The organism is Paenibacillus sp. J31P13, from assembly GCF_056269295.1.
In genome coordinates this window covers 51,290-63,844 of record NZ_JBWDNR010000014.1, presented here as the reverse complement: position 1 = coordinate 63,844, position 12,555 = coordinate 51,290, and the positions used below count along the sequence as shown (strand labels likewise).

Sequence of the window (12,555 nt, the reverse complement as noted above, 5' to 3'; positions counted from 1 at the left end):
CTCAGTATAATAGATATTTTTTCGCCATGGAATACCCCGTTTGATATAATGTTTTAAATATAAGAGAAGAATGGGGGAGCTATCTTGAATACACTGCAAGAAAGACAAGGTATAGCTTTAAAAGAATGGGCAGTAAGCGTACAAGCCTTGGCAGAGGGTGAGCAAATTATCGTGATGCGCAAGGGCGGAATTGTTGAAGAGACCCGAGATTTTCAACTGATTAGCCCATCATTTTATTTAATGCCTGCTTATGAGCATCAGAAAAAACATCTATTAAAGGATGGATTTGCCGATAAGCTGGACGATACACTGGCAGATTGGTCTCCCGAAATGACTACGATTAAACTTGAAGCTTATGCCGAGGTTGTTGAAGACATAGAGATAACAGACCAAGCAAAGCTAGATTCACTGCGAGATTTTCATATTTGGACGGATACATTTGCGGAGGAGAGATTGCGGTGGAAGAAGACTAAACCGCTTCATCTTTTGATCCTTCGAGTATACCGTTTAGAGGAGCCGTTAGTCATTCCAATGATTGATGCTTATAACGGATGCAAATCTTGGGTAAAATTGGAAATAGAAAATAATGCTTCAACAATAAACCCAGTAATAGAAGAGGTTTCTTTCCAATTGCAGGTACAAAAAATAAGGGACGCTTTAGCTTAAAATGTGACAAAAAAGTGACTTTGAAACCTTGCTAGGTACAACTCACATTGATTTATAACTAAAACTATATTAAAATGATTATTGAGAATCATTGATAATCACTTCATAGTAAACACCCATGTTTATTAGAGTTGTGACTAAGCGAATTAAAACAACCTTGGAGGGATCAGTATATTATGGCAACGCATTTTGTCATCGAAGGCCTGAAAGCGGCTATCGACGGAAAAGAAATACTAAAAGGTATCAACCTAGATATTAAAGGCGGCGAAATTCACGCAATTATGGGTCCTAACGGTACCGGCAAAAGTACGCTGGCTTCCGCATTGATGGGACATCCTAAATATGAAGTAACAGAAGGAACAGCTGTATTGGACGGTGCAGATTTGCTTGAGCTTGGTGTAGACGAGCGTGCACTTGCCGGCTTGTTTCTAGCTATGCAATATCCAAGTGAGATTCCAGGCGTTACGAACTCTGACTTCCTGCGCAGCGCATTGAATGCACGTCTTGGCGAAGGCAATGAAATTTCGCTAATTAAATTCATTCGCAAAATGGAAGCAAAAATGAAAGAGCTTGAAATGAATCCTGAGTTCGCTCACCGTTATTTAAATGAAGGTTTCTCAGGCGGCGAGAAAAAACGTAATGAAATTTTGCAAATGATGCTGCTTGATCCGAAAATCGTCATTCTTGATGAAATCGATTCCGGTCTAGACATCGATGCGCTTCGTATCGTATCGCAAGGCGTAAACGCTATGCGTTCGGAAGATCGCGGTTTCCTTATTATTACTCACTATCAGCGTTTGCTTAACTATATTACTCCAGATTTCGTACATGTTATGATGCAAGGCCGCATCGTAAAATCTGGCGGTCCTGAACTAGCAGAGCGTTTGGAAAACGAAGGTTATGATTGGGTTAAAGAAGAACTTGGCATCCTAGACGAAACGGTTGGCCAGGCTTAAGCAGAGAAGGGGGCATAACGGATGAGTACACAATTATCGACTCCGACTAACCGTCAAGCTGCTGAAGCTCTGGCCCGTAGTAAAGGCGAACCAACATGGCTCGTTGAACTACGTGGTGAAGCTGCTGAGCTTGCTGGAACACTCGGTTGGCCAAAGCCTGAGAAGGTTCGTATCGAACGTTGGAATTTGAATGCAGTAGGCAGCTTTGAGCAGCCGATAGCAGTTGGAGCTATTAGCGAGCTTCCTGAGGTTGTTCGCGAATTGGTAACAGAAGGAACGGAAAGCTTGCTTGTACAACGTAACTCGGGTACCATTTGGAACCAGTTCTCAAGCGAAATGGCAAGCAAAGGCGTTATTTTCACAGATCTAGAAACAGCATGCAGAGAGCATGGCGAACTCGTTCAAAACTATCTGTTCAAAGCAGTAGCGAAGGACGAAGATAAGCTTACAGCGCTTCATGCAGCGATTTGGAATGGCGGCGTTTTCGTCTATGTTCCAAAAAATGTTGAAGTTGAGCTTCCTTTGCAAGCGATCTTCTACAATGATAATGCAGAAGCAACATTCGCTCCGCATATCCTTATCGTTGCGGATAATAATAGCCGTGTAACTTACGTAGATTGTGTTGTATCAGAGCCGGGCGCGAACAGTGCTCCTTTCGTACATCCATCCATCGTAGAAATATTCGTAAAAGCAGGTGCTCACGTTCGTTTCAGCTCTATTCACCATATGGCTGAATCGGGTGTGGATATGTCGATTCGCCGCTCCGTCATTGAAAATGACGGTCAAATGGAATGGATTATTGGTGACCTGAATGACGGTCACACACTATCCGATACGAAATCGATTCTTAAAGGCACTGGATCTACTTCCGATGCAAAAGTGATCAGCGTTGGTAAGAACAAGCAGCAAAACAGCTTGACTACTCAAGCCGTACACTTCGGCAAAAGCTCGGACAGCAACATGGTAACTCGTGCCGTTATGAAGGATTCAGCATCCGCGATTATTAACGGTATTACAAAAATTGAGAAGGGTGCGACGAAAGCGAACGGTGTTCAAACCGAGAAGGTGCTCATGCTGAGCCCGAAAGCGCGCGGCGATGCCAATCCGATTTTGCTAATTGATGAAGATGATGTAACAGCCGGTCACGCGGCAAGCGTTGGGCAAGTTAACCCAGAACAGGTCTATTACCTGATGTCTCGCGGTATATCTAAGCAAGACGCTGAACGTTTGATTATCTATGGCTTCTTGGCTCCGGTCGTATCGGAGATTCCGGTCGAAGCGGTTCGCGGGCAGCTTCAGCGTTTGCTCGAAAGGAAGCTTGAGGGATGAATATAAATGCGATTCGGGAACAGTTCCCGATATTGCATCAAGAAATAAACGGGCACCCGCTCGTTTATCTGGATAGCGCGGCATCTTCACAGAAGCCGCGCTCCGTCATTGATGCGGTTAAACGGTACTATGAGTTGGATAACGCGAACGTTCACCGCGGCGTGCATACACTCGGTTCCAGGGCGACTGATGCCTATGAAGGAGCGCGTGAGAAGGTAGCGGCTTTTCTAAATGCGGGAGAACCGGAACAAATTATTTTTACACGGGGTACGACAACAGCGTTGAATTTAGTTGCTTCTAGCTATGCTCGCTCTGTTTGCAAGGAAGGCGATGAAATCGTCATTACGCCGATGGAACATCACAGTAATCTTATTCCTTGGCAGCAAGCTGCAAAGGCAACGGGTGCGACGCTCAAATATATCCCATTGCAACCAGACGGTACGATTTCACTTGAAGATGTTGAGAAAACGATCACGCCGAATACAAAGGTCGTTTCGGTCACCTATGTATCCAATGTGCTAGGCCTCATTAATCCAATCAAGGAAATTACAGCGATTGCTCACCGAAACGGCGCGGTTATGGTTGTTGATGGTGCACAAAGCACACCGCATATGAAAATCGATGTGAAGGATCTTGATGTTGATTTTTACGCTTTTTCAGGGCATAAAATGTGCGGACCTACCGGAATCGGTGCTTTGTATGGCAAAAAAGCATTATTGAACAAGATGGAGCCAATTGAGTACGGCGGCGAAATGATTGATTTTGTTGATCTTTATGAGTCTACATGGAAAGAAATTCCATACCGTTTTGAAGGAGGCACTCCTATTATTGCGGGTGCGGTTGGACTAGGGGCAGCAATCGATTTCTTGCAAGAAATCGGGCTGGACGAAATCGATCAACATGAGAAGCGTTTGGCAGCCTATGCGTACGAGAAGCTTTCATCAATGGATGATATTACTTTGTACGGACCAAAGACTAATCGTGTCGGGCTCATTACCTTTAACTTAGATGATGTTCATCCGCATGATGTCGCGACTGTACTCGATTCCAAAGGTGTTGCTATTCGGGCGGGCCATCACTGCTGTCAACCGCTTATGAGATGGTTGGAAGTATCGGCTACGGCTAGAGCAAGCTTTTATCTATATAATACAGAAGATGACATTGACCGCTTAGCCGATGCCTTACTACAAACAAAGGAGTTCTTCGGTCATGCAATTGGATGATTTATATCGCAGAGTCATAATGGATCATTATAAAAACCCTCGAAACCGTGGAACGATGGATGAGGAATCGGTAACGATCAACCTTAATAATCCAACCTGCGGCGACCGTATATCCCTTCAACTGCAAATGGTTGAAGACAAGGTAGCGGATGCGAAATTTAGCGGCGAAGGCTGCTCGATCAGCATGAGCTCTGCATCGATGATGACAGAGGCAATCAAAGGGAAAACATTCGATGAGGCGCTTTCTATGGCAGAGAAATTTTCTGCATTAATGAAGGGCGAACCCGTTGAATTTGATGAATATGAGGAATTGGACGCACTTTCAGGCGTGAACAAGTTCCCCGCTCGAATCAAGTGCGCTACACTTGCTTGGAATGCCCTTCGAAAAGGGATCCAGCAGCAACAAGATCCACAATAAGAGGAAAGAGGAGCGTGAATGACGATGGCTAAATCAATGCCGGAAATGGAAGATTATAAGTATGGTTTCCGCGACGAGCATAAAGCAATTTTTCAATCCGGAAAAGGATTGACAGAAGAAATTGTGCGGACGATTTCAGAAATTAAAAACGAGCCGCAATGGATGCTTGATTTCCGTTTGAAATCACTTGAGCAATTTTTCAAAATGCCGATGCCAAAATGGGGCGGCAATATGGATGAACTCGATTTTGACGACATCCAATACTATGTTCGTGCTTCTGAGAAGCAAGGTAAAACATGGGAAGAGGTTCCTTCTGAAATTAAGGAAACTTTCGACAAGCTAGGTATTCCTGAGGCTGAGCAAAAGTTTCTTGCCGGCGTATCGGCTCAATACGAGTCCGAGGTTGTATACCACAGCATGCAAGAGGATCTTGAGAAGCAAGGCGTTATCTTCACGGATACGGATACGGCGCTTCGCGAGTATCCTGAGCTGATGAAAGAATATTTTGGTACGATTATTCCTCCGAATGATAATAAATTTGCAGCTTTGAACAGTGCAGTATGGTCAGGAGGAAGCTTCATCTACGTGCCGAAAGGCGTGAAATGTGAGGTTCCTCTACAAGCTTACTTCCGTATCAACTCGGAGAACATGGGTCAATTTGAACGTACGCTTATCATCGCTGATGAAGACAGCTCCGTTCACTATGTTGAGGGCTGTACAGCACCGGTATACAGCACAAACTCGCTTCACAGCGCAGTTGTTGAAATACTGGTTAAGAAAAATGCTCGTGTTCGTTACACGACGATTCAAAACTGGGCACCGAATATTTACAACCTGGTTACGAAACGTGCTGTTGCGGATGAGAACGCAACAATGGAATGGGTTGACGGAAACATCGGCTCCAAGCTGACGATGAAGTACCCAGCAGTTGTATTGCGCGGTCGCGGAGCAAAAGGTATGGTATTGTCTATTGCAGTAGCAGGCAAAGGCCAGCACCAAGATGCAGGCGCAAAAATGACGCATCTTGCACCAGATACAAGCTCCACAATCATTTCTAAATCAATCAGTAAACATGGCGGTAAAGTAACGTACCGCGGTCTTGCTTCATTCGGACGCAACTCCGATGGCGCAAAAGCGAACATCAAATGTGATACGCTCATCCTCGATAATGAATCGACTTCAGATACGATTCCTTACAATGAGATTTTGAATGATAACATTACGCTTGAGCATGAAGCAACGGTATCGAAGGTTTCAGAAGATCAATTGTTCTACCTGATGAGTCGCGGCATGAGCGAAGCAGAAGCAACGCAAATGATCGTAATGGGCTTTATCGAACCGTTCACGAAAGAACTGCCAATGGAATATGCGGTAGAGATGAACCGTTTGATCAAGTTCGAAATGGAAGGCTCCATCGGTTAATAAAAACGCAGGCGTAGCAAGGGCTAAACGGTTTCAAAATAGTGTATGATACCTTTTTGATACCGTTTAGTCAAATACGCTCATTACTTCGTGTTTCCTTTCTGTATATAAGTGACCATAAGTGTTGGCAGTTTGCTGAATATCATCATGCCGCAAGAGTTCTTTAACAAGGTAGATGTCTACACCTTTGTTAATGAGGTATGAAGCATAGCTGTGACGCAGGTCATGAATACGCAGCTCAGGAAACACTTTTTTATATCGCTTGTGGTAATGCGAATAGTGATAAGGTGATAGTCCTCCAAACACATACATTGAATCATTGAATGCGTATATCTTTTCGGCGGATTCTTTTTTTATGCCTTCGAGCATGCTAGCAATAAAAGAGGGGAATGGTACATATCCCATGCTGCCAGCCGTTTTCGGACTTGTTGGGGTTCGAGTTTTCGGATCTAGCGTTTTATTGACAAGCAACTGCTGCTTATCTAAATCTATATCGTTCCAGGTGAGAGCAAAAGCTTCTCCGATTCGCAGACCGGTGTAGAATAACAATCTGGTTAGCTCCTGATATTTATTTGAAGTGATACTTGTAACCCGTTGTTCAAATTCATCTCGCTTGATGAAATTTATTTTTGGTCTTACTCTTTGAATTGCACCAGCAGCTAATGTCGGATCTATCTTTAGGCCGAAAAATTTGATAGCGTGATTTATCAATATTTTATAATTGCTGTATACAGTCCTCGCACTATTTAGAGATACAAAGCTACTTTCCAAACTAGTCTTAAAATCCATGGCATGTTGCGTATTAGCCTCTTTCACTTTCATATGGCCAAATCGTGGTTTAATATGTAATTTATACTCGTTTCGACGCCTGCGTATCGTTTTATCTTTAAGGTTTGTATGTTTAATGTTATGTTCAAATATTTCATCAAAGGTCATATCTACAGAGTATACTTCTTTAATGCTTGCTAGAAAATCAGCTTCAGCAGTAATCGCTTCACTCCGCTTTGCAAAACCTCTTCTCATTGCCTGTTTATATCTTCCGTATAGATCTTTATAACGTACTTTGAAGTACCACGTTTTACGTTCAGTGTCTTTGTAGACTGGCATTATTGATATCACCTTCTTAGTTATTAGTTTTCAAGTATAGAGTATTGAAGTGTTTCTTCGATGTCACTAATACGAAGTAGTAAACGTTGAATACTGCTTGGATCATGAAATGATGGTTTTTCTTTAAAGGATTTGAGGGCAGAGTCCCATGCTATTGGTAGTGATATTCCGAGTAAAAGATCATTATCGATATGCCTGGAATATGCAGTACTCGGTATTGTGACTGTTGCACAGTCTAAATCAATCTCATCGAAGGTTATTCTTTCGAACGGCGCTTTAATATTAATGAATAATGTCATACCCCAATCATAATACGGGCTATCAATGATCATCCATATAGGTATCATGAGACTGTCTTCTCCTGAATCTTCATAAACCACCTTGACGCTAAGCACTATATTCATCTCTCCTTTCGGCTACCTGACTATTTAATTGATCTAAAAGTTTCATTGTTGCATCTGAATAGTTATAGATTTTCGGATTATTTGCACAGCTGGTAGTAATACTACGGTCTCGTCTCTCTTGCTCAATTTTAGCAGTCACTTGTTGTAATCTACTCTCAACAAAGTCAATTGGGTAGTGGAAGGCTTCTGCTATGGAATGAATATAATCTTGCCAGCGTAATTCGGGTTGTATCTCAGATAGTAAATAGATAGGCATTGAGGCAACTAATTGAAATTGTCCTGCTTGAGCTTCTTGTAACTCTTGGAATAATCTCGGCATGTTACCTTGTATGCCAACATGTCTAAGAGGATGGCAAAGCTCGTGAAAAAACTCCATTCGTTGTTCTTCATCAGACATTTTATTATTGATAAAAATCAGTGAATAGCCGCCTTCTTCCCATTCAGCAAAGCATGGACCGCTATAAAAATTAACCAGAACATTAAATATCTCAGAAACAGATTTAATTGTTAAATCGGAGGGTGAAAAGATACCGTAGCATCTGTAGAGATTGGTTATCCATATTTCTATATTTGTAGGTTTATAAAGATGAAAGTCCAATGTACGCATGTGTGACTCCTCTGTCATGGAACATATGTTCGTATTTTAAGGTAAAAAATATAGCCTTAAAAGGCTATAGATTCCGTATGCAGTTTATTTATTATTGATCTCATCTCTTTTTCGTTGAGCTTTTCTATAAGCATCCACAGCTGCTTTAGCTGCAGCTCGTGCGAGATCTAATTCTTCCTCGGTGTATTTATCCGCGCCACCAAGAAATGCCCGTCCGATATCTTTTTCATTTTGATTAACAGTCGAACTATTTAATTGAGGAGTAAGATCAGGTTGTGGAGTATCCGTCCTACCGTAGAGAAAATCTATTGAAACTTTAAAAAAATCAGCTAAAGCATTTATTGTCTTCTGATCAGGTTCTGTATTACCACTTTCATAATTACCATAACCTTGACGAGTAATCCCAAGAAAAGTTGCTAATTCTTTTTGAGTCTTTTTTGCGCCTACACGCAGAGTCCGAAGGCGATCAGGTAACATAGTTGAAGCCTCCATAATCATAATACATATATTATAAGCAATAAACAGTTGCCTGCCTACATAGGCAATAAAAAATTGCCTAATACTATTGACGGCAATGATGTATTGCCTTATTATATTAATATAGGCAATGAAACATTGCGTACGGAGGTGGGACAATGCATAGAATATGGCTTTTGAAAATTAGAAAACAACTAAAACTTACACATTTCGAAGTTGCCTTGAAATCAGGCATTAAACGTCAATACTATGGAATGATTGAAAATGGAAAAAGTAATCCGAGTGTTGAGGTTGCGAAAAAAATTGCTGAACAGCTTGGATTTGATTGGACTCTTTTTTTTGACAACAAAGGCAATGAAACATTGCCTGAAATGATTTAGTGAATTAGAAATGAAACAAAGGCGATTGATGCATTAACCAATAGAGCAAACAAATCATTAGCAAAGGAGAGAAGTATTATGTCGAAGCATTTCTATTCTTCAAAGGAAGTAATGCAAATCCTTAGTTTAGGAACCCTCAGATCAGCCCAACTTCGAATTCAAGTCATGAATGAAGAGCTAAAAGCAAAAGGATATTGGATTGAGCGCGGAAAAATTCCTATTTCTTTTTTTCACGAAAAATATCCATACATCCAGCAATCGGACCAACTCACAAAGCAAATCATCTAATTTCATTAGACAGCTTTTTGCTGTTTGAAAAATACCCGACATCGAGAGCATTGATGTCGGGCAAGGTGAGGGGAACGTTGGCAATGGCAAGTGATCAGCACAGTTGATCGATATAACTGTATTGTAAGGCAGCTACGCCCGCCCTTACCATTCCAATTTGGAATAAAGGGGGTGAATTATAAATGACAGCAGGAACTCTATTAAAGCTTTGTCGTGAACACGCTGGGCTCAGTCAAGAGAAGCTTGCAGGGATTTTACATAGAAATCAATCAGATATCAGCAAGTTAGAGAAGGATAAAAAAGCAATTGATGTTGCTACCTTTAGGGACTGGACCAAGATAACAAATCATGTTGAGGTGGGTATCGCATTTTTGTACGGAGTTGATCCAGCTTCGATTTTACAAACCATAATGCAAATTTCAGGAGCAGCTTAAAAGGGAGGTTTATTTATGTCGAGAGAACAATTGGTGAAGGAAGCTTGTGCAGCTGGACAAGCAGCTAAGCACAATCTGAGGTTTATAAGGAGTAATCCGCATAAAGTTGACCAAAGTAAAATGCCGGATATGGAAGCATATCTGCAAATGTTAATTCGATTTGAAGCTTATGAAAAGAAAAATGCCCGTCGGCAAGGACGGACATCGTTACGGAACCGGTTCAAGGAACTCGTTGTGTCCATTATAGCACATCCAAGAGAGACGGTCTAAGAGATTGGAAGAGTAGAACGATATGGGCGATTGCCTTTATCGTCGGGTGTCCTGAGCGTCAGCTGGGGGCTTCCGACGATGCAGAGCAAGTAGGCATCTAACATTGGGGGAAGGTGTATAGATGAACGTGTTAAAAGACGATACGGTTCGTTTATCTTCGGGTGAAACGGGGATCGTCATTGAGTTATGGGGACGAGCTAGACCGTTTATGACCTTTAAACGCGACTCTGATGGTGCATCCTTTCCATTACAAGTTTCTGATGTTAAAGAAGTATTAAAAAGTAATCGATTTGATAAGGGAAGGAGTGGGCACTTTTGGCATGGATAGAGAGTCATCAAGAACTTGCAAGGCATCCGAAAACAAGGAGATTATCGCGGAAACTAGGTGTAAGCGTACCAGCCGCTATTGGTCATCTTCATATGCTGTGGTGGTGGGCAGTGGATTATGCTCAAGATGGCAATATATCTGACTATGATCCCGAAGACATAGCGGAAGCAATAGAATGGCCCATAGAAAATGCAGACAAACTCTTGCAAGCCCTTGTGGATGCTGAGTTTGTTGACAAAGTGGAACGGTGTGTCACAATCCATGATTGGTTCGATTATGCGGGACGGCTGGTGGACAATCGGGAAAAGAATAAGGAACGAAAAAGGAAGTCACGAGAAAATGCCAAGAAAGGCAAAGATAGTCACGCTAATGTCACGCGTGACGAGGATGTGACTTTTAGTGACGAAATGGGCGGTCACGGGGCTACAGTACCTAACCAGACCTTACCTAACCAGACCTTACCTAACCAGACCCAACAGAACCATACCAATACCAAACAAATGCCCGTGGCAAAAACGACTGGTGCTGGTGACATTGATCCAGCTAATAATCCATTTCGACTTTTTGAAGCTGAGGGCTTTGGAACAATAAGTATGGTATTAGCTGATAAATTAAACATGTATATAGACGACTACGGCGCTCGATGGACATGTGAAGCTATGAAAGCAGCAGTTGTTGCAGGGAAGCGAAACTTAACTTATGTCAAAGGTATTTTAGAGCGTTACAGGACTGACGGTGTAGACGAGCCTTGGAACATCGTTAAGAAGCCAGTGAAAACGCAAAGCCGATCAGGTAAGCCGCTGATTGAGATAGTCGCAGTTGAACGTTCGAAAGAAGACGTAACCGATGAAAGCCTTCGAGAATTATGCGATTTAGCAAGGAAAACAGATGGCCTTCCACCAGCTACCGAAAATGATTATTTAGAATTTATCCGAACAGTTAGAAAGGTGTGATCATGTGGGAAGACCCAAAGTAGAACGTAGAGTAATAGTTTGTGATGAGCTTAACCTGTCATGGCAAAGTGAACAAATTGAAGAAATGATAAGGCTTCATAGCGAAAAATACTCTATTCATCAAATATCAAAATTCTTTCGCAGACCACGGCAAGAAATACTTATTGCACTTATAGGTATTTTACCTGAATCCGATCTAGCTGATATGTTAGGCAATTGGTGGGGCGTTAGGGTGTATAACAAGCCAAAGAAGTTTGAGTGTATCGACTAATTTTTTCGAGGAGCATCACAATGCGCTATATCGGTATTAACCAGGACATTATTGACGAAGCAGTTGGAGGTTTTCACCTATGAAGGCTCTTAGTCTGTTCAGTGGAATAGGTGGATTGGATTTAGCAGCCGAGTGGGCTGGGATAAAGACAGTCGCATTCTGCGAGAGAGAACCATTTCCGAAGAAGGTTCTTAAAAAGCATTGGCCTGCTATTCCGATTTACGAAGATGTATGTACACTCACGAAAGAGAGGTTAGAAGAGGATGGAATCGACACAAGGACAATTGGACTTATACACGGAGGATATCCTTGTCAACCTTTTAGTGTTGCCGGGGAGCGAAAAGGCAAGGAAGACGACCGCCACCTCTGGCCGGAAGTTAAGCGCCTACTTGAAACGATCAGACCCAGTTGGTTTGTTGGCGAAAATGTTGCTGGACACATCACATTGGGGCTCGACGAAGTGTTATCTGACTTGGCAAGCATCAACTACACCACGCAATCGTTTGTTATTCCAGCTTGCGGTGTCGGAGCAGATCACAGACGAGAGAGGGTATTCATTGTTGCCCACGCCAACGAGAAGTATGTCCAATGGAGCAGCAACGCAGAGATACCGTGGGAGCAAGAAATACAAAGGGAGTTTCACTATGGAAGCATTGAGGAATGGGCCGAGCGATCCGCAATATATGAACCCAAACTTTCTAGAACTCATAATGGGTTTCCCGGACAAGTGGACAGAATTAAATCACTCGGAAATGCAGTAGTTCCGCAGCAGATATATCCTATTTTTGCAGCAATAATGCAAATCGAAGCAACGAATATTGCTGAATAAAAAGTAGCATGAGCATTTCATCACAGGTTAAAAAAAGAAGTGTCGGAAAGTCCGTGGACCTTCTCGACACTCATTTCCTCTAACTAGAGAGGCTTGATGATACCGGTTACTATTGCTGTAACAAAAGCCAACATAACCGGCTGTGGAACTTTGATTACCAAATTAAATTTAGAAAATTTAATTTCGATAGTCA

18 protein-coding genes are annotated in these 12,555 nt (G+C 42.3%); 14 read left to right on the top strand and 4 right to left on the bottom strand.

Going from position 1 to position 12,555, the window contains the following annotated elements; genetic code table 11:
* The first annotated feature begins 84 nt into the window (after positions 1-84).
* The 6 genes from AC0YOD_RS26570 to sufB all read left to right on the top strand — a co-directional run bounded on the left by AC0YOD_RS26570 (position 85) and on the right by sufB (position 6,014).
* Complete coding sequence (locus AC0YOD_RS26570; protein WP_475802366.1) at positions 85-666, top strand: DUF1802 family protein; 582 nt, start codon at positions 85-87, stop codon at positions 664-666.
* A 176-nt stretch (positions 667-842) separates the two neighbouring features.
* Complete coding sequence (sufC, locus tag AC0YOD_RS26565) at positions 843-1,622, top strand: Fe-S cluster assembly ATPase SufC (RefSeq protein ID WP_475802365.1); 780 nt, start codon at positions 843-845, stop codon at positions 1,620-1,622.
* Positions 1,623-1,643: 21 nt separating this feature from the next.
* Positions 1,644-2,951, top strand: a complete 1,308-nt coding sequence (gene sufD / locus AC0YOD_RS26560) for a Fe-S cluster assembly protein SufD (protein WP_475802364.1) — start codon at positions 1,644-1,646, stop codon at positions 2,949-2,951.
* Complete coding sequence (locus AC0YOD_RS26555) at positions 2,948-4,174, top strand: cysteine desulfurase (protein WP_475802363.1); 1,227 nt, start codon at positions 2,948-2,950, stop codon at positions 4,172-4,174. The genes sufD and AC0YOD_RS26555 overlap by 4 nt, the downstream gene beginning before the upstream one ends.
* Positions 4,161-4,592: a Fe-S cluster assembly sulfur transfer protein SufU gene (sufU, locus tag AC0YOD_RS26550; RefSeq protein ID WP_475802362.1), complete on the top strand. Its 432-nt coding sequence runs from the start codon at positions 4,161-4,163 to the stop codon at positions 4,590-4,592. The genes AC0YOD_RS26555 and sufU overlap by 14 nt, the downstream gene beginning before the upstream one ends.
* 24 nt (positions 4,593-4,616) lie before the next feature.
* Entirely contained in the window at positions 4,617-6,014 is a 1,398-nt protein-coding gene (gene sufB / locus AC0YOD_RS26545) for a Fe-S cluster assembly protein SufB (RefSeq protein WP_475802361.1), read from the top strand.
* A gap of 66 nt (positions 6,015-6,080) precedes the next feature.
* On the opposite strand, the gene AC0YOD_RS26540 is transcribed toward sufB, so the two are convergent.
* The 4 genes from AC0YOD_RS26540 to AC0YOD_RS26525 all read right to left on the bottom strand — a co-directional run bounded on the left by AC0YOD_RS26540 (position 6,081) and on the right by AC0YOD_RS26525 (position 8,609).
* A complete protein-coding gene (locus AC0YOD_RS26540; protein ID WP_475802360.1) occupies positions 6,081-7,121 on the bottom strand; it encodes a site-specific integrase in 1,041 nt (346 codons plus the stop codon).
* A 23-nt stretch (positions 7,122-7,144) separates the two neighbouring features.
* Positions 7,145-7,516: a hypothetical protein gene (locus tag AC0YOD_RS26535; protein ID WP_475802359.1), complete on the bottom strand. Its 372-nt coding sequence runs from the start codon at positions 7,514-7,516 to the stop codon at positions 7,145-7,147.
* On the bottom strand, positions 7,509-8,132 hold the full coding sequence (locus AC0YOD_RS26530; protein ID WP_475802358.1) for an ImmA/IrrE family metallo-endopeptidase: 624 nt from the start codon (positions 8,130-8,132) through the stop codon (positions 7,509-7,511). The genes AC0YOD_RS26535 and AC0YOD_RS26530 overlap by 8 nt, the downstream gene beginning before the upstream one ends.
* A gap of 84 nt (positions 8,133-8,216) precedes the next feature.
* The gene (locus AC0YOD_RS26525; protein WP_475802357.1) at positions 8,217-8,609 is read right to left on the bottom strand and encodes a helix-turn-helix domain-containing protein; all 393 of its coding nucleotides are present in this window, start codon (positions 8,607-8,609) and stop codon (positions 8,217-8,219) included.
* Between the two features lie 158 nt (positions 8,610-8,767).
* On the opposite strand from AC0YOD_RS26525, the gene AC0YOD_RS26520 reads away from it, so the two are divergent.
* The 8 genes from AC0YOD_RS26520 to AC0YOD_RS26485 all read left to right on the top strand — a co-directional run bounded on the left by AC0YOD_RS26520 (position 8,768) and on the right by AC0YOD_RS26485 (position 12,362).
* Entirely contained in the window at positions 8,768-8,989 is a 222-nt protein-coding gene (locus tag AC0YOD_RS26520; protein WP_475802356.1) for a helix-turn-helix transcriptional regulator, read from the top strand.
* A gap of 78 nt (positions 8,990-9,067) precedes the next feature.
* Positions 9,068-9,277: a hypothetical protein gene (locus tag AC0YOD_RS26515; protein WP_475802355.1), complete on the top strand. Its 210-nt coding sequence runs from the start codon at positions 9,068-9,070 to the stop codon at positions 9,275-9,277.
* Positions 9,278-9,459: 182 nt separating this feature from the next.
* Complete coding sequence (locus AC0YOD_RS26510) at positions 9,460-9,711, top strand: helix-turn-helix domain-containing protein (RefSeq protein ID WP_475802354.1); 252 nt, start codon at positions 9,460-9,462, stop codon at positions 9,709-9,711.
* Between the two features lie 15 nt (positions 9,712-9,726).
* Positions 9,727-9,981 carry a hypothetical protein gene (locus AC0YOD_RS26505; RefSeq protein ID WP_475802353.1) on the top strand — a complete coding sequence of 85 codons (255 nt, stop codon included), beginning with the start codon at positions 9,727-9,729 and terminating at the stop codon, positions 9,979-9,981.
* A 121-nt stretch (positions 9,982-10,102) separates the two neighbouring features.
* The gene (locus tag AC0YOD_RS26500) at positions 10,103-10,309 is read left to right on the top strand and encodes a hypothetical protein (RefSeq protein WP_475802352.1); all 207 of its coding nucleotides are present in this window, start codon (positions 10,103-10,105) and stop codon (positions 10,307-10,309) included.
* Positions 10,297-11,262: a DnaD domain protein gene (locus AC0YOD_RS26495; protein WP_475802351.1), complete on the top strand. Its 966-nt coding sequence runs from the start codon at positions 10,297-10,299 to the stop codon at positions 11,260-11,262. The genes AC0YOD_RS26500 and AC0YOD_RS26495 overlap by 13 nt, the downstream gene beginning before the upstream one ends.
* Positions 11,263-11,266: 4 nt before the next feature.
* Positions 11,267-11,533, top strand: coding sequence for a hypothetical protein (locus AC0YOD_RS26490; RefSeq protein ID WP_475802350.1), 267 nt, complete (start codon positions 11,267-11,269; stop codon positions 11,531-11,533).
* Between the two features lie 79 nt (positions 11,534-11,612).
* Positions 11,613-12,362 carry a DNA cytosine methyltransferase gene (locus AC0YOD_RS26485; protein WP_475802349.1) on the top strand — a complete coding sequence of 250 codons (750 nt, stop codon included), beginning with the start codon at positions 11,613-11,615 and terminating at the stop codon, positions 12,360-12,362.
* Positions 12,363-12,555: the final 193 nt, after the last annotated feature.